The 16,327-nt window shown below is 66.9% G+C and carries 16 protein-coding genes; 11 read left to right on the top strand and 5 right to left on the bottom strand.

Annotation, left to right across the window (positions count from 1 at the left end):
• Positions 1 to 65: 65 nt before the first annotated feature.
• Genes lpxB through CBM2588_RS09670 form a run of 3 tightly spaced genes read left to right on the top strand, consistent with a single transcriptional unit; the run spans position 66 to position 2,760 of the window.
• A complete protein-coding gene (lpxB, locus tag CBM2588_RS09680) occupies positions 66 to 1,208 on the top strand; it encodes a lipid-A-disaccharide synthase (protein WP_373429540.1) in 1,143 nt (380 codons plus the stop codon).
• Positions 1,208 to 1,981, top strand: a complete 774-nt coding sequence (gene rnhB, locus CBM2588_RS09675) for a ribonuclease HII (RefSeq protein WP_115680362.1) — start codon at positions 1,208 to 1,210, stop codon at positions 1,979 to 1,981. The genes lpxB and rnhB overlap by 1 nt, the downstream gene beginning before the upstream one ends.
• Complete coding sequence (locus tag CBM2588_RS09670) at positions 1,978 to 2,760, top strand: TrmH family RNA methyltransferase (RefSeq protein ID WP_115680361.1); 783 nt, start codon at positions 1,978 to 1,980, stop codon at positions 2,758 to 2,760. Before rnhB ends, CBM2588_RS09670 begins: the two co-directional genes overlap by 4 nt.
• Before the next feature lie 56 nt (positions 2,761 to 2,816).
• Here CBM2588_RS09670 and ppsR read toward each other — a convergent pair whose 3' ends face one another.
• Positions 2,817 to 3,620, bottom strand: coding sequence for a posphoenolpyruvate synthetase regulatory kinase/phosphorylase PpsR (gene ppsR / locus CBM2588_RS09665; protein ID WP_010809585.1), 804 nt, complete (start codon positions 3,618 to 3,620; stop codon positions 2,817 to 2,819).
• 406 nt (positions 3,621 to 4,026) lie between these two features.
• Here ppsR and ppsA point away from each other — a divergent pair, with 406 nt between their 5' ends.
• The 3 genes from ppsA to CBM2588_RS09650 all read left to right on the top strand — a co-directional run bounded on the left by ppsA (position 4,027) and on the right by CBM2588_RS09650 (position 8,039).
• Positions 4,027 to 6,411: a phosphoenolpyruvate synthase gene (gene ppsA / locus CBM2588_RS09660; RefSeq protein WP_115680360.1), complete on the top strand. Its 2,385-nt coding sequence runs from the start codon at positions 4,027 to 4,029 to the stop codon at positions 6,409 to 6,411.
• 152 nt (positions 6,412 to 6,563) lie between these two features.
• Positions 6,564 to 6,998 carry an NfeD family protein gene (locus tag CBM2588_RS09655; RefSeq protein WP_115680359.1) on the top strand — a complete coding sequence of 145 codons (435 nt, stop codon included), beginning with the start codon at positions 6,564 to 6,566 and terminating at the stop codon, positions 6,996 to 6,998.
• 108 nt (positions 6,999 to 7,106) lie between these two features.
• Positions 7,107 to 8,039, top strand: coding sequence for an SPFH domain-containing protein (locus CBM2588_RS09650; RefSeq protein WP_115680358.1), 933 nt, complete (start codon positions 7,107 to 7,109; stop codon positions 8,037 to 8,039).
• Positions 8,040 to 8,089: 50 nt separating this feature from the next.
• On the opposite strand, the gene smpB is transcribed toward CBM2588_RS09650, so the two are convergent.
• Positions 8,090 to 8,542: an SsrA-binding protein SmpB gene (smpB, locus tag CBM2588_RS09645; protein ID WP_062800102.1), complete on the bottom strand. Its 453-nt coding sequence runs from the start codon at positions 8,540 to 8,542 to the stop codon at positions 8,090 to 8,092.
• Positions 8,543 to 8,721: 179 nt separating this feature from the next.
• Here smpB and CBM2588_RS09640 point away from each other — a divergent pair, with 179 nt between their 5' ends.
• Together CBM2588_RS09640 and CBM2588_RS09635 are read left to right on the top strand one after the other, a co-directional pair.
• On the top strand, positions 8,722 to 9,159 hold the full coding sequence (locus CBM2588_RS09640; RefSeq protein ID WP_062800100.1) for a type II toxin-antitoxin system RatA family toxin: 438 nt from the start codon (positions 8,722 to 8,724) through the stop codon (positions 9,157 to 9,159).
• Positions 9,146 to 9,493 carry an RnfH family protein gene (locus CBM2588_RS09635; protein WP_115680357.1) on the top strand — a complete coding sequence of 116 codons (348 nt, stop codon included), beginning with the start codon at positions 9,146 to 9,148 and terminating at the stop codon, positions 9,491 to 9,493. Before CBM2588_RS09640 ends, CBM2588_RS09635 begins: the two co-directional genes overlap by 14 nt.
• 190 nt (positions 9,494 to 9,683) lie before the next feature.
• Here CBM2588_RS09635 and CBM2588_RS09630 read toward each other — a convergent pair whose 3' ends face one another.
• Positions 9,684 to 10,208, bottom strand: coding sequence for a DUF4124 domain-containing protein (locus CBM2588_RS09630; protein WP_115680356.1), 525 nt, complete (start codon positions 10,206 to 10,208; stop codon positions 9,684 to 9,686).
• A 189-nt stretch (positions 10,209 to 10,397) separates the two neighbouring features.
• Entirely contained in the window at positions 10,398 to 11,357 is a 960-nt protein-coding gene (locus CBM2588_RS09625; RefSeq protein WP_115680355.1) for a DMT family transporter, read from the bottom strand.
• A 123-nt stretch (positions 11,358 to 11,480) separates the two neighbouring features.
• Here CBM2588_RS09625 and guaB point away from each other — a divergent pair, with 123 nt between their 5' ends.
• The 3 genes from guaB (at position 11,481) to guaA (ending at position 15,328) form a co-directional block, all read left to right on the top strand.
• Entirely contained in the window at positions 11,481 to 12,944 is a 1,464-nt protein-coding gene (guaB, locus tag CBM2588_RS09620) for an IMP dehydrogenase (protein ID WP_115680354.1), read from the top strand.
• Between the two features lie 178 nt (positions 12,945 to 13,122).
• Positions 13,123 to 13,734, top strand: coding sequence for a hypothetical protein (locus tag CBM2588_RS09615; protein WP_115680353.1), 612 nt, complete (start codon positions 13,123 to 13,125; stop codon positions 13,732 to 13,734).
• Complete coding sequence (guaA, locus tag CBM2588_RS09610; protein ID WP_115680352.1) at positions 13,709 to 15,328, top strand: glutamine-hydrolyzing GMP synthase; 1,620 nt, start codon at positions 13,709 to 13,711, stop codon at positions 15,326 to 15,328. The genes CBM2588_RS09615 and guaA overlap by 26 nt, the downstream gene beginning before the upstream one ends.
• A 186-nt stretch (positions 15,329 to 15,514) precedes the next feature.
• Here the strand turns inward: guaA and CBM2588_RS09605 are convergent, their stop codons facing one another.
• Positions 15,515 to 16,303 carry an SDR family oxidoreductase gene (locus CBM2588_RS09605; protein WP_115680351.1) on the bottom strand — a complete coding sequence of 263 codons (789 nt, stop codon included), beginning with the start codon at positions 16,301 to 16,303 and terminating at the stop codon, positions 15,515 to 15,517.
• Between the last annotated feature and the right edge of the window lie 24 nt (positions 16,304 to 16,327).

Raw genomic sequence — 16,327 nt, 5'->3', positions numbered from 1 at the left:
CCGCGATTCGGAAGGACCTGCCCGCGGGCAACGGCAGCGCCGCGGGCAAGCGCGGCACCATCGCCATGGTGGCCGGCGAGGCCTCGGGCGACCTGCTGGCTTCGCTGATGATGGGCGGGCTGCAGGCCCGCCTGGCCGAGACCGGCGAGGCGGTCGATTACGCCGGCATCGGCGGCAAGCGCATGATGGCGCAGGGCTTCGTCTCGCGCTGGCCGATGGAAACGCTGTCGGTCAACGGCTATGTCGAGGTGCTGGGCTCGCTGCGCGAGATCCTTGCCACGCGGCGCGCGGTGCGCGAATGGCTGCTGGCGGAGCCGCCGCTGTGCTTTATCGGGGTCGATGCGCCGGACTTCAATTTCGGCCTGGAAGTGCCGCTGCGCCGCGCCGGCATCCCGGTGGTGCATTTCGTCAGCCCGTCGATCTGGGCCTGGCGCGGCGGGCGCATCCGCACCATCGCGCGCGCGGTCGACCACATCCTGTGCCTGTTCCCGTTCGAGCCCGAGATCTACGCCAGGGCCGGCATTCCGGCCACCTACGTGGGTCATCCGCTCGCCGACGTGATCCCGATGGTGCCCGACGTCGCCGGCGCGCGCGCGGCGCTCAAGCTGCCGCCCGGGCACCGCGTGGTGGCGGTGCTGCCGGGCAGCCGCCAGTCCGAGGTGCGCAATCTCGGCGCCACCTTTTTCGCCGCGATGGCTCGCATGCAGCGCATGGACCCGAAGCTGGCGTTCGTGCTGCCGGCGGCGAGCGCGCCGCTGCGCGCCATCGTCGAAGACCTGCACCAACAGCATCCGGAACTGTGCCTCACCATTGTCGACGGCAAGTCGCACCAGGCCATGGAAGCCGCCGACGTGGTGCTGCTGGCGAGCGGCACCGCCACGCTCGAGGCGGCGCTGTACAAGAAGCCGATGGTGATCTCGTACAAGGTGCCCTGGCTGACCGCGCAGATCATGAAGCGCCAGGGTTATCTGCCCTACGTGGGATTGCCTAATATCCTTTCAGGGCGCTTTGTCGTGCCCGAGCTGCTGCAGGACGACGCCACGCCCGAGGCGCTGGCGCGCGAGACCCTGCTGCAGCTCAACGACGAGGGCAATACCGCCTTCCTGTACGAGCATTTCACGCGCATGCACGAGACGCTCAAGTGCAATACCGCGCAGCTGGCGGCCGATGTCGTGGTCGACCTGATGCGCAGCCGGGGGACCGTCTGATGGCACGGCGCAATGCCGCATCACCGCAGCTGGGACTGGACCTGGCGCCGGCTGCCGGCGCCATCCAGCGCCTGTGCGGCGTCGACGAGGCGGGCCGCGGCCCGCTCGCGGGGCCGGTCTATGCCGCCGCGGTGGTGCTGGACCCGAAACGCCCGATCCGTGGCCTGGCCGACTCCAAGATCCTGACCGCGGCCAAGCGCGAGGCGCTGTACGAGAAGATCTGCGAGCGCGCGCTGGGCTGGCATATCGCCTTCGCCACGGTCGAGGAAATCGATACGATCAATATCCTGCACGCCAGCATGCTGGCGATGCAGCGGGCCGTGCAGGGCCTGGCCGCCAGCGGCGTGGTGCCGGACCTGGTGCAGGTCGACGGCAACCGCTGCCCGCAGGTCGCGTACCCGGTCGAGGCCATCGTCAAGGGCGATGCGCTGGTCAAGGCGATCTCGGCCGCTTCGATCCTGGCCAAGGTGGCGCGCGACCGCGCCCTGATGGAGCTGCACGCGGCCTACCCGCAGTACGGCTTCGATTCGCACGTGGGCTACGGCACGCCGCAGCATATGGCGGCGCTGGCCGAATTCGGCGCGACCCCGCACCATCGCCGCTCGTTCGCGCCCGTGCGCGAGGCGCTGGCGCAACGCCCGCTGTTTACCGCCATGGTCGCCGCCGCGCCGGTGACCGACGACATTGCGGTCGCTGACGCCGGCATCCTCGCCGGTGCCGCGACCGAAGCCGCCACCCAGTTCGGCACCTTCCTGCCACCCGAAGCATCGTGAAGCACGTCACCTCGCGCGACAACGCGCTGTTCAAGCACCTGAAGGCGCTTGCCGGTTCCACGCACCAGCGCCGCAAGGCCGGCCAGTCGCTGCTCGACGGCGTGCACCTGGCGCAGGCCTACGTGGCCGCGCGCGGCCAGCCCGTGACCTGCCTGGTGTCGGAGCGCCACTACGACCACGCCGAAGTGGCGCCGCTTCTGGCCCGGATGGACAGTGAGCGCGTGGTGGTGCTGGCCGATGCGCTGTTCACGCAGATCAGCGGCGTGGTCAACGGCATCGACCTGATGCTGGTGATCGAGACCCCGGCGGGCCACCTGCCCGCGCGCATCGAGCAGGACTGCATCATCCTGGACGGGGTGCAGGACGCGGGCAATGTCGGCTCGATCCTGCGCAGCGCGGCGGCGGCGGGCATCCGCGACGCCTTCCTCGCCACCGGCTGCGCCTTCGCGTGGTCGGTCAAGACCCTGCGCGCCGGCATGGGTGCGAACTTCCACCTGAATATCGTCGAGCATTGCACGCTCGAGTCCCTGGCGCCGCGGCTGGCGATCCCGCTGCTGGCGACCTCGTCGCACGCCGAGGCCGCGGTGTTCGATACCGACCTGCGCGCACCGGTGGCGTGGGTGGTCGGCAACGAAGGGGCAGGGGTCAGCGAGGGCTGGATGGCGCATGTCACGCGCAAGGTCGGCATTCCGCAACCGGGCGGGATGGAGTCGCTGAACGTGGCCGCGGCAACGGCGATCTGCCTGTTCGAGGCGGTGCGCCAGCGGCGCGCCGGCTGACCGCGCCGGCGCGGCCACAAAAAAAGCGGCCCGGCGGCCGCTTTTCTTTTCCTGCTTCAGTAGTTGTCGCGGTCGACCTTGATCTCCTGCAGGATCGTGGTCGCGATCTCTTCGATCGACTTGTGCGTCGACGACAGCCACTTGATGCCTTCGCGGCGCATCATCGCCTCGGCCTCGTTGACCTCGTAGCGGCAGTTTTCCAGCGCGGCGTACTTGCTGCCGGGGCGGCGCTCGTTGCGGATCTCGGTCAGGCGCTGCGGGTCGATCGACAGGCCGAAGATCTTCGGCTTGAACGCATACAGCGCCGACGGCAGCCTGCCGCGCTCGAAGTCGTCGGGAATCAGCGGATAGTTGGCCGCCTTCAGCCCGTACTGCATCGCCAGGTAGAGGCTGGTCGGGGTCTTGCCGCTGCGCGACACGCCCACCAGGATCACGTCGGCTTCTTCCAGGTTCTTGTGTGACTGGCCGTCATCATGCGCCAGCGAGAAGTTGATCGCCTCGATCCGGTTCTTGTACGCCTCGGTGTCCGCGTTCTGGTGGAAGCGGCCGATGGCGTGGGTGGACTTCAGGCCAAGTTCCTTTTCGAGCGGCTCGATAAAGGTCTGGAACATGTCCAGGATCATCGCCTTGGCGCGGCGCAGTGCCTTGTTCGCTTCCTGGTTGACCAGCGTGGTGAAGACGATCGGCGGCACGCCCTCGTTGTGGAACGCCTCGTTGATCTTGCCGACGGCGATATGTGCCTTTTCCGGGGTATCGACGAAGGGCATGCGCACCTTGCGGAAGCGCATTTCGAACTGGGCCAGGATGGAATGGCTGAAGGTCTCGGCGGTGATGCCGGTGCCATCCGAGACGATAAACACGGTGCGCACCGCGGGGCGCTCGGCCGCCTGAGGCGTGGGCGCCGCAGGGGTTGCGGCTTGCGTTCCAGGCGGGGACCCGGGTGTCGCCGTTCCGGGCGCTTCTGGCTGGGACATGGGGAGGGTGGAATAAATAGATTGAATCTTCCGCAGAAAAGTGCGGCGCAGCACGGTAGAATAGCGGCGATCTTTTCGCTAAGCAATTCCATAGGGTGGCCGGCTGCGCAACATGCCCACGCCACAAACCGCGCCCGGAATTGTTGACAATGCGCGCTACGCGATGAGAGCCGTAGCGCCAGGTCCGCAGCGCCAGTTCGGGGTTGCTTAGCCAAGCGATCCGTCCGGGAACAGAACATCAACAACATACCGGGCATGCGCAACCAGTTTTCTACTTTGTTTTGAGGCTCTCATGACTAACCAGGCAGATAACGGCGCCTATGTGCTGCCGTTCGAGCAGTTGCGCATGGCTGACGTGGAAATCGTCGGCGGCAAGAATTCGTCGCTGGGCGAGATGATCTCCCAGCTGGCCGAAGCCGGCGTCCGGGTTCCGGGCGGCTTTGCCACCACCGCGCTCGCCTTCCGCGACTTCCTCGCCCACAACAACCTCACCGAGCGCATCTCGCAGCGCCTGAAGACCCTGAACGTCGACGACGTCAAGGCCCTGGCCGAAGCCGGTGCCGAGATCCGCGACTGGGTCGCCACGGCGCCGTTCCAGCCGCGCCTGGAACAGGAAATCCGCGAGTTCTATGCCCGCGTGGCCGAGCGCGAAGGCGCCGAGGCCTCGTTCGCGGTGCGTTCGTCGGCCACGGCCGAAGACCTGCCCGACGCCTCCTTCGCCGGCCAGCAGGAGTCCTACCTGAACGTCAGCGGCATCGACGACGTGCTCGACAAGATCAAGCACGTGTTCGCCTCGCTGTACAACGACCGCGCCATCTCCTACCGCGTGCACAAGGGCTTTGCCCACGACGTGGTGGCGCTGTCCGCCGGCATCCAGCGCATGGTCCGTTCGGACCTGGCCGCCTCCGGCGTGATGTTCACCATCGACACCGAATCCGGCTTCCCCGACGTGGTCTTCATCACCTCCAGCTATGGCCTGGGCGAAACGGTGGTGCAGGGCGCGGTCAACCCGGACGAGTTCTACGTGTTCAAGCCGACGCTGCAGGCCGGCAAGTACCCGATCATCCGCCGCTCGATCGGCTCCAAGCTGATCAAGATGGAATTCACCAAGCCGGGCGAAGCCGGCCGCGTGAAGACCGTCGACGTGCCCGCCGAACTGCGCAACCGCTATTCGATCACCGACGAAGATGTGACCGAGCTGGCGCGCTACGCGATGATCATCGAGAAGCACTATGGCCGCCCGATGGATATCGAGTGGGGCAAGGACGGCAAGGACGGCAAGATCTACATCCTGCAGGCCCGCCCGGAAACGGTGAAGAGCCAGTCGGCCGGCAAGGCCGAGCAGCGCTTCAAGCTCAAAGGCACCGCGCCCGTGCTGACCAGCGGCCGCGCCATCGGCCAGAAGATCGGCACCGGCCCGGTGCGCGTGATCAACGACCCGTCCGAGATGGAGCGCGTGCAGCCCGGCGACGTGCTGGTGGCCGACATGACCGACCCCAACTGGGAGCCGGTGATGAAGCGCGCCTCCGCCATCGTCACCAACCGTGGCGGCCGCACCTGCCACGCCGCCATCATCGCGCGTGAACTGGGCGTGCCGGCGGTGGTCGGCTGCGGCGATGCCACCGACGTGCTCAAGGACGGCACGCTGGTGACGGTGTCGTGCGCCGAGGGCGACGAAGGCCGCATCTACGACGGCCTGCTCGAAACCGAAGTGACCGAGGTCCAGCGCGGCGAGATGCCGGAAATCGACGTCAAGCTGATGATGAACGTCGGCAACCCGCAGCTGGCGTTCGACTTCGCCCAGATCCCGAACAACGGCGTCGGCCTGGCCCGCCTGGAATTCATCATCAACAACAATATCGGCGTCCACCCGAAGGCCATCCTCGACTACCCGCAAGTCGACGCCGACCTGAAGAAGGCCGTCGAAAGCGTGGCCCGCGGCCATGCCAGCCCGCGCGCGTTCTATGTCGACAAGCTGGCCGAGGGCATCGCCACCATCGGTGCAGCCTTCTACCCGAAGCCCGTGATCGTGCGCCTGTCGGACTTCAAGTCCAACGAGTACAAGAAGCTGATCGGCGGCTCGCGCTACGAGCCGGACGAGGAAAACCCGATGCTGGGCTTCCGCGGCGCCTCGCGCTACATCGCCGAAGACTTCGCCGAAGCGTTCGAGATGGAATGCAAGGCCATGAAGCGCGTGCGCGACGAAATGGGCCTGACCAACGTCGAGATCATGGTGCCGTTCGTGCGCACGCTGGGCCAGGCCGAGAAGGTGATCGAGCTGCTCGCCAGGCATGGCCTGAAGCGCGGCGAGAACGGCCTGCGCATCATCATGATGTGCGAAGTGCCGTCCAACGCGATCCTGGCCGAAGAGTTCCTGCAATACTTCGACGGCTTCTCGATCGGTTCAAACGACCTGACCCAGCTGACGCTGGGCCTGGACCGCGACTCGGGCATGGAGCTGCTGGCCAAGGACTTCGACGAGCGCGACCCGGCGGTGTGCTTCATGCTGTCGCGCGCGATCTCGGCGTGCATCCGCCTGGACAAGTATGTCGGCATCTGCGGCCAGGGTCCTTCGGACCATCCGGACTTTGCCGCATGGCTGGCCAAGGAAGGCATCAAGTCGATCTCGCTGAACCCGGACTCGGTGGTCGAGACCTGGCAACAGCTGGCTTCCTGAGGCATTTGACGTCACAATAACGACTGCCGGCCCCTTCGGGTAGCCGGCGGAAGCACCGGCCCTGCGTCAGGTGTTGCAAAGCCCCGCAGACGCTGTATGGCGCTGCGGGGTTTTTACTTTTTCGGGAAATCCGTGGTCGAACGGGAGCTTGGATGGCGTACTACATCTGGTTCGTGGCGGCGGTGCTGCTGGTGATCGTCGAACTGAACACCGGCACCTTCTATCTGCTGATGGTGGCGGTGGGCCTGGCCGCCGCCGGGGTGGCGGCCTTGCTTGGCGCCTCGCCCGCGGCGCAGGCCCTGACCGGGGCGCTGGTGGCGGCGGTGCTGATCGCCGGGCTGCGCCGCACCCGCTTCGGCAAGCTGCGGCGCGGCAATGCCGCGGCCGATCCCAACGTCAACCTCGATATCGGCCAGGAACTCGAGGTACCGGCGTGGGACGCCAACCGGCGCGCCCGCGTGCCGTATCGCGGCGCCGACTGGACCGTCGAGCTGGCGCCCGATTGTCCCCCCGAGCGAGCGCTCGCGCCGGGGCGCTACCGCATCGTCGCGGTGCGCGGCAGCACGCTGGTGGTGTCGCCCCGCTGAAGCCCTGTCTTCCGGATCCTTTGCGCATCGCGGCCACGGCCGCGGTGTGTTCCGCCTGCCGCCGACCGGCGGCGCCGTACCGATGTGTTCTGCCTGGAGGGTCGTTACATGCTTGCTTTTCAGCTTGGTTTGCTGCCGCTGATCATCCTTGTCGCCGTTATCGTGCTGATTGCCAAGGGCATCAAGATCGTGCCGCAGCAGCACGCCTGGGTGCTGGAGCGCCTGGGCCGCTATCACGCGACCCTGACGCCGGGGCTGTCGATCGTGGTGCCGTTCGTCGACCGCGTCGCCTACAAGCATGTGCTCAAGGAAATCCCGCTGGATGTTCCCAGCCAGGTCTGCATCACCAAGGACAACACGCAGTTGCAGGTCGACGGCGTGCTGTACTTCCAGGTCACCGACCCGATGAAGGCGTCGTACGGCTCCAGCAATTTCGTGGTCGCGATCACGCAGCTGTCGCAGACCACGCTGCGCTCGGTGATCGGCAAGCTGGAGCTGGACAAAACCTTCGAGGAGCGCGAGTTCATCAACCACAGCGTGGTCAATGCGCTGGACGAAGCTGCCTCCAACTGGGGCGTAAAGGTGCTGCGCTACGAGATCAAGGACCTGACCCCGCCCAAGGAGATCCTGCATGCGATGCAGGCGCAGATCACCGCCGAGCGTGAAAAGCGCGCGCTGATCGCGGCCTCCGAAGGCAAGCGCCAGGAACAGATCAACCTGGCCACCGGCGCGCGCGAGGCGGCGATCCAGAAGTCGGAGGGCGAGCGCCAGGCGGCGATCAACAAGGCCCAGGGCGAGGCCAGTGCGATCCTGGCGGTGGCCGAGGCCAATGCGCAGGCAATCCAGAAGATCGGCAATGCGATCCGCACCGAGGGTGGCATGGATGCGGTCAACCTGAAGGTGGCCGAGGAATATGTCGCCGCGTTCGGCAACCTGGCCAAGCAGGGCAATACGCTGATCGTGCCGGGCAATATGGGCGACATGAGCAGCATGATCGCCACGGCGCTGCAGATCGTGAAGGGGCAGCAGAAAGCCGCTTGAGGCAGGGCTGAACGAAGGGCGGCTGAACGAAGGGCGCGCGGCGCGGCGGTTCAGTCCTTGTTGTCGCCCTTCATGATGCGGGCCTTCTCGCGCTGCCAGTCGCGCTGCTTTTCGGTCTCGCGCTTGTCGAACTGCTTCTTGCCCTTGGCCAGCCCGATCTCGCATTTCACGCGGCCGCGCGTGTAATGCAGGTTCAGCGGCACCAGCGTATAGCCGCGTTGCTCGACCTTGCCGATCAGCTTCTTGATTTCGTCGGCCTTGAGCAGCAGCTTGCGGGTGCGCACCGGATCGGGCTTGACGTGGGTGGAGGCGCTTTGCAGCGGGCTGATATGGGCGCCGATCAGGAACATCTCGGCGTCGCGCACGACCACGTAGCCTTCCTTGATCTGCACTCGCCCGGCGCGGATCGCCTTGACCTCCCAGCCTTCCAGCACGATTCCGGCCTCGTATCGTTCCTCGATGAAATAGTCGAAGAAGGCCTTCTTGTTGTCTGCAATGGTCATGCGTGCGGGTGGGGTGCGGTAGGGTGGATGCTGGCCGGTTCGCTGCAGCGCCACATGGCGGGATGCCGCGGGGCGCGCGGGTCGGCTAAAATCGGGATTCTAGCAAACCAGCCCCCGGCACAGGCGCATGCCTGCCGCGCAGCGCGCGCGGCAGGGCCGCAAGCCAGATTTCCCCTTACATGGCAGACGTCCATAAATCCGTCCTGCTCGGTTACTCCGCCGCGCAGATGTATGACCTGGTCACCCGCGTGGAGGACTATCCCAAGTTCCTGCCATGGTGCGGCGGCGTGGAGGTGTTCGAGCAGACCGAGACCACGCTCGACGCCAAGATCCATATCCACTTCAAGGGCATCCAGCAGTTCTTCCATACGCGCAATACCCAGGAACGTCCCACGCGTATCGACATGACCTTTGCCGACGGGCCGTTCAAGACCTTCAACGGGTCATGGCGCTTTACGCCGCTGCGCGAAGACGCCTGCAAGATCGAATTCCACCTGCACTACGAGTTTTCCAGCCTGCTGCTGGAAAAGCTCATCGGCCCGGTCTTCAGCATGATCGCCAATACCTTTGTCGATGCCTTCGTCAAGCGCGCCGAGGTGGTCTATGGCACCAGCTGAACGCAGCGCCGCCACGGTGCATATCGCGGTCTGCTACGCGCGTCCGGATGCCGTGTTCCTGAAGGCTATCGACGTGCCCGCGGGCACCACGATTGCCGCGGCGATCGTCGGCTCGGGCCTGCAGCAGGCTTGCCCGGAGGTCGATCCGGCCACCATGCGCGTGGGGATTTTCGGCAAGCTCAAGACCCCGGAGACGGTGGTGCGCGACGGCGATCGCATCGAGGTGTACCGGCCGCTGACGGCGGATCCGAAGCAGGCGCGCCGCAAGCGGGTGCAGAAGCAGCGCGCCGGCGGCACGCGCGAGGGCCAGAAATGGTTGCGCGGCAACAGCTGAGCCGCGCATTGCCGCCAACGCAAACGGGCCCGGGCGGGCTAATGCCGTTCAGTTAAGTCATCAAACACTACCGTCATTCCCGCGTAGGCGGGAATCCAGCGTCTTTTGAAGTCGCTGGGTTCCCGCCTACGCGGGAACGACAGTGGTTAACTGAACAGCATTAGCCCGGGCGGCCCCGTTTTTCATGGCTTCAGTTGCAGTGCTTTTCCAGGTTGGCGCTGGTCCTGAGGATTTCCGCCTGGCGCTGCTCGCTGTTCAGGTGCTGCAGCGATCCATCCGGGCCGGCGACCGCGGCGCGCATGCCCTGCTGCAGGCCGGTGGCGTAGTTGCGCAACTGCGCGCAACGGGCGGTGCGCTCGGCCGTCTCGGCTTCCTTGCGGGCGTCCTCGGCGGCGGCTTTCAGGCTGGCTTCGCGGCGCTTCTGGAAGGCTTCCTCGGGCGTCGGTGCGGTGGGCTTGGTCGACGATGCCTTGGCCGGAGCCGGTGCAGGTGTGGCGGCGTCAGCAGGCTGGGTTGCCTGGACCGGTTGTAAGTCGCCGGCATGGCGGCCCGGTGCGCGCAAGACCCTCGCCGCAGCCGTGGACGGCGGCACGTCGCTGTAGACCATGTGGCCGTTGGCATCGCGCCACTGCCAGTAGGCAAGGGCCGGCGCAGGCGTGGCCAGAAGGGCGGCAAGGGCAGCGGCAAGCAGGCACGGCGCGGACGATCGTTGCATGGCGGGACGTCTCAAAGTGGCTCTGGAAGCACGGGCCGCCGGCTGCATGCGTTAGCAATTGCCGCGGCACGAAGCCGCGGCAATTGCTCGGGCGCTTGCTTGCAATGCAATGCGTAGCGCCGGTCTGACCCTGGTAAATGCCTGGTATTTTTATGCGGCGCGTGTGACTCCCGCGCCTGGTTCGCTAGTCTACGCAGACTTGTCGGTGGCGTGCAAGCGCACCGACCAGGCCACGCCGACCATCAGCAACACGATCGCGGCGATTTCCAGCGGGCGGGGCCAGCGCTGGTCGAAGACAAAGCCATAGGCCAGCGCGAACAGCGTTTCGAACACGATCATCTGGCCCGACAGCGTCAGCGGCAGGCGCCGGCTGGCGATATTCCACAGGTTGTTGCCGATCAGCGAAGCGCCCAGCGCCACCGCGGCGTTGACCATCCAGAACCACTGCCAGTCGCGGCCGCTGTCGGCGGCGCCCAGGGTGTCGCCGGCAATCAGCCAGCCGACTGCCGCCAGCACCGCTGACACGGCGCCGGTCGACAGCCCGTACAGCGCCGACCATTCATTGCCGCTGTAATGCGGGTTGCGCTGCAGGTAGCGCGCGTTGTCCACCGCATAGAGGGTCCAGCAGACCAGCGCACCGGCAGCGCAGCCGACTCCGGCCAGCTTCTGCCACACCGGCCGCGCCACCGCGCCCGCCGCCGCGGCATGGGCGCCCTGGCCGCCGCCGAACAGGTCGATATTGATGCAGGCTATGCCCGCGGCCACCACCAGCAGCGGCCACAGCAGCCGCGCCAGCGGCACCGCGCCGTGGTCGCGCCGGCCCATGATGGTGACCGAGATCGGCAGGATGCCGATGATCAGCGAGGTCGGGCCGACCCCGGCCAGCTGCACGCCAAAGGCCAGCAGCACGTAGTAGAGCAGGTTGCCGGTAAACGCCTGGCGCAGCAGCGCCACGCAGTCGGCGCGGGTCAGCTTGCGCGCGATGCGCCGCAGCAGCGGCAGCGCCGCCACGCAGGCCACCAGCCCGTAGGCCAGGTAGCGGCCGATGGCCAGTTCCCACGGCGAAAACGCGGGCAGCAGCTTGGGGGCGATGAACACCATGCCCCAGAACGCGCCAGCCAGCAGCCCGCACATTACGCCGATTCCCATACTTCGCCGTGCCCGGATAAAAAGACAACGAGCATAGCAGACGGCACCTCGGAAAGGCCGTTGGCGGGCATCAGCAAATCGCGCATTCCTGTATAATTCGGTTTTGCGCCTAGAGGATTTGCTATGCGTCTTGTCCAGAAAGCACTCACATTCGATGACGTGCTGCTCGTTCCGGCCTATTCGGCCGTCCTTCCCCGGGATGTTTCCCTCCGCACCCGCCTGACCCGCTCCATCGAACTGAACATCCCGCTGGTCTCCGCGGCGATGGACACCGTGACGGAAGCGCGCCTGGCGATTTCCATGGCGCAGGCCGGCGGCATCGGCATCATCCACAAGAACCTGAAGCCCGCCGATCAGGCCCGCGAAGTCGCGCGCGTCAAGCGCTACGAATCGGGCGTGCTGCGTGACCCGATCACCATTTCGCCGGACATGAAGATCCGCGATGTGATCGCGCTGTCGCAGCAGCACGGCATTTCCGGGTTCCCGGTGGTCGAGGGCAAGGCCGTGGTCGGCATCATCACCAACCGCGACCTGCGTTTCGAGGAAGAGCTCGACGCGCCGGTGCGCGCCAAGATGACGCCGCGCGACAAGCTGGTGACCGTGGCCGAGGGCGCGCCGCTGGAAGAAGCCAAGCGGCTGATGAACCGGCACCGCCTCGAGCGCGTGGTGGTGGTGAACCAGGCCTTCGAGCTGCGTGGCCTGATCACCGTGAAGGACATCCAGAAGGCGGTGGACAACCCGCTCGCCAGCAAGGACGACCATGGCCAGCTGCGCGTCGGCGCCGCGGTCGGCGTGGGCCCGGACAACGACGAGCGCGTCGAACTGCTGGTCAAGGCCGGCGTCGATGTGATTGTGGTGGATACGGCGCACGGCCATAGCCAGGGCGTGCTGGACCGCGTGCGCTGGGTCAAGCAGAACTTCCCCCAGGTGCAGGTGGTTGGCGGCAACATCGCCACCGGCGACGCCGCGCGCGCGCTGGTCGAGCATGGCGCCGACGGCGTCAAGGTTGGCATCGGCCCGGGCTCGATCTGCACCACGCGTATCGTTGCCGGCGTCGGCGTGCCCCAGATCACCGCCGTCTCCAACGTGGCCGAAGCGCTCAAGGGCACCGGCGTGCCGCTGATCGCCGACGGCGGCGTGCGCTATTCCGGCGATGTGGCCAAGGCCCTCGCGGCCGGCGCGCACACCGTGATGATGGGCGGCATGTTCTCCGGCACCGAGGAAGCGCCGGGCGAGACCTTCCTGTTCCAGGGCCGCTCGTTCAAGAGCTACCGCGGCATGGGTTCGGTAGGCGCGATGAAGGACGGCGCGGCCGACCGCTACTTCCAGGAAGACAACACCGCCAACGTCGACAAGCTGGTGCCCGAAGGCATCGAAGGGCGCGTGCCGTACAAGGGCTCGGTGATGGCCATCATCCACCAGCTGACCGGCGGCGTGCGCGCCTCGATGGGCTATTGCGGCAGCAAGTCGATTGCCGACTGGCACGAGAGCGCGCAGTTCGTCCAGATCACGGCAGCCGGCATGCGTGAATCGCACGTGCACGACGTGCAGATCACCAAGGAAGCGCCGAACTACCATATCGACTGATGCCCCGCGGCCGCGCACCGTCCCTGCAGGCGGTGCGCGGCCGCCGGCATCGGGGCGAGGGCGCGCCGGCGCGTGCCCGCGCCCGACCCGCCATCCCATCCGAACCTGGCCGCGCGCCACGCAGGCGTTGTCCTGATGCCCGCCGCACCACCGGCCGGGGCCAAGACGAGGAGCGCCAATGAAGGTGTTGCTGCGAGCCGTGCTGTTTTTCGATGCCCTGGTGGACCTGCTGCTGGGCGTGCTGCTGCTGATGTCCCCGTTCACCACGCTGTACGCAGCGCTGCAGCTGCCCCAGCCGCAGCCGGCGCTGTTCGGGCAGCTACTGGGCGTGGCGCTGGTGGGGCTGTCGGTACTGCTGTGGCAGGCCGCCTTCAATGGCCAGCTGACGGTGCCGGTGGCGCGCACCGCAGGCTACGTGAACCTCGCCAGCGCGGTGCTCATCATCGCCTGGATGGTGTTCCTGGAGCTGCCGCTGGAAGGCGCCGGCAAGCTCTGGCTGCCGACCATGGCGGTGGTGCTGCTGTTCTTTGCCGTGGTGCAGATCCCGGCGGCCAAGCGCGTGCGCGTGCGCGAACAGCAACGGAAGATGGAACGCGCGCTGCAGGAACAGGAAAGCAGGAAGGAACCCGGCGTTGCCCCCGCGGCGCGCCCCACGAATACCCCAGAATACCGGCGCGAGCCGGTCATCACGCCGCCGCCGGGCTATGGCCCCGGCACGGAAGTCGTGACCGAGCCCATCCCGGAAGACACGCCATCGGCCCATCATGCACGACAAAATCCTCATTCTTGATTTCGGCTCGCAGGTCACGCAGCTGATCGCCCGCCGCGTCCGCGAGGCGCACGTCTATTGCGAAATCCACCCGAACGACGTCAGCGACGCGTTCGTGCGCGAATTCGCCCCCAAGGCGATCATCCTGTCCGGCAGCCACGCCAGCACCTATGAAGACCACCAGCTGCGCGCGCCGCAGGCGGTGTGGGACCTGGGCGTGCCGGTGCTGGGCATCTGCTACGGCATGCAGACCATGGCGGTGCAGCTGGGCGGCAAGGTCGAGTGGAGCGATCATCGCGAGTTCGGCTACGCCGAGATGCGCGCCCATGGCCATACCGAACTGCTCAAGGACATCGAGGACTTCCGCACGCCGGAAGGCCACGGCATGCTCAAGGTGTGGATGAGCCATGGCGACAAGGTCACCGGCCTGCCGCCCGGCTTCAAGCTGATGGCTTCCACGCCGAGCTGCCCGATCGCCGGCATGGCCGACGAGACGCGCCACTACTACGCCGTGCAGTTCCACCCCGAGGTCACGCACACGGTCAAGGGCCGCCAGATGCTGGAGCGCTTCGTGCTGCAGATCGCCGGCTGCAAGCCTGACTGGGTCATGCGCGACCATATCGAGGAAGCGGTCGCCAAGATCCGCGAGCAGGTCGGCGATGAAGAGGTCATCCTGGGCCTGTCCGGCGGCGTCGATTCGTCGGTGGCGGCGGCGCTGATCCATCGCGCCATCGGCGACCAGCTGACCTGCGTGTTCGTCGACCACGGCCTGCTGCGCCAGGACGAGGGCAAGCTGGTGATGGAAATGTTCGTCGGCCGGCTGCACGCCAAGGTGGTCCATGTCGACGCCTCCGACCAGTTCCTGGGCCACCTGGCCGGCGTCACCGATCCCGAGCAGAAGCGCAAGATCATCGGCCGCGAGTTCGTCGAGGTGTTCCAGGCCGAGGCGCGCAAGCTGACCAACGCCAAGTGGCTGGCGCAGGGCACCATCTACCCGGACGTGGTGGAGTCGGGCGGCACCAAGACCAAGAAGGCCACCACCATCAAGAGCCACCACAACGTCGGCGGCCTGCCGGAGACGCTGGGCCTGAAGCTGCTGGAGCCGCTGCGCGACCTGTTCAAGGACGAAGTGCGCGAACTGGGCGTGGCGCTCGGCCTGCCGCCCGAAATGGTGTACCGCCACCCGTTCCCGGGCCCGGGCCTGGGCGTGCGCATCCTCGGCGAAGTCAAGCGCGACTACGCCGACCTGCTGCGCCGCGCCGATGCCATCTTCATCGAAGAACTGCGCAAGACCATCGCCACCGAACACGACGCCGCCGCCGGCCTGTGCGAACCCGACCAGGTCGGCAAGAGCTGGTACGACCTGACCAGCCAGGCCTTCGCCGTGTTCCTGCCGGTCAAGTCCGTCGGCGTGATGGGCGACGGCCGCACCTACGACTACGTGGTCGCGCTGCGCGCGGTCCAGACCACCGACTTCATGACCGCGCACTGGGCGCACCTGCCGTATGCGCTGCTGGGCCGCTGCTCCAACCGCATCATCAACGAAGTCCGGGGTTTGAACCGGGTCGTGTATGACGTGTCGGGGAAGCCGCCGGCGACGATTGAGTGGGAGTGATAAGACGTCTTTCGGGGACCATCGCCAGCTATCGAAAGGTTGCCGTAACGCGTTGATTTTCAAAGACGCGTTGCGGCACCTATCGATGATCATCACCGGCCAGCGGAACAGGTTGACGGTGAGTGGCGGTAGAACCTGAACCTGGAGGCCGGGCCGCCAGCCGTCTGCCGATTCCCGCGCGGGGCTTCAGAACGTGCCAGGGTAGGCGCCGCCATCGAGCAGGATATTCTGCGCGGTGATGTAGGCGGCCTGGCGGCTGCACAGGAAAGCGCAGGTGGCGCCGAACTCGGCGGGATCGCCGAAACGGCGGGTGGGGTTCTCGGCGGCGCGGCGCTCTGCCATGGCCTGCGCGGTCAGCCCGGCCTGCCGGGCCGCGCCTTCGATGGTCTTGCCGAGGCGGTCGGTACGGAACGGCCCTGGCAGCATGTTGTTCACCGTGACCCCGTGCCGGGCGACCTCGCGCGCCAGTCCCGCCACAAAGCCCGTCAAGCCGGAGCGCGCGCCGTTGGAGAGGCCCAGCACGTCGATCGGTGCCTTGACCGCGCCGCTGGTGATGTTGATGATGCGGCCCCACTTGCGCGCGATCATGCCGTCGACGGTGGCCTTGATCAGGTCGATCGGCGTCAGCATATTGGCGTTGAGCGCGTCCATCCACGCGTCGCGGTCCCAGTCGCGGAAGTTGCCCGGCGGCGGGCCGCCGGCATTGGTGACCAGGATGTCGAGATCGCCCAGGCCAGCCACCGCATCCAGCGCGGCGGCGCGGCCCTCGGGCCTGGTGATGTCGGCGGCCACCGCGACCACGCGGTGGCCGTGGCGCGCACGGATGTCGCTGGCGGCTTGCTCCAGTGCATCGGCATTGCGCGCCACGATCACCACATCCACACCCTCGGCGGCCAGTGCGTCGGCACAGGCAAAGCCGAGGCCCTTGCTTGCGCCGCAGACCAGCGCGCGCTTGCCATGCAGTCCCAGATCCATTTCGTTGCTCTCCTTTTGCAGGGG

This window comes from Cupriavidus taiwanensis (genome assembly GCF_900250075.1).
GTDB lineage: Bacteria > Pseudomonadota > Gammaproteobacteria > Burkholderiales > Burkholderiaceae > Cupriavidus > Cupriavidus taiwanensis_C.
This window is presented reverse-complemented; position numbering and strand designations above follow the sequence as displayed.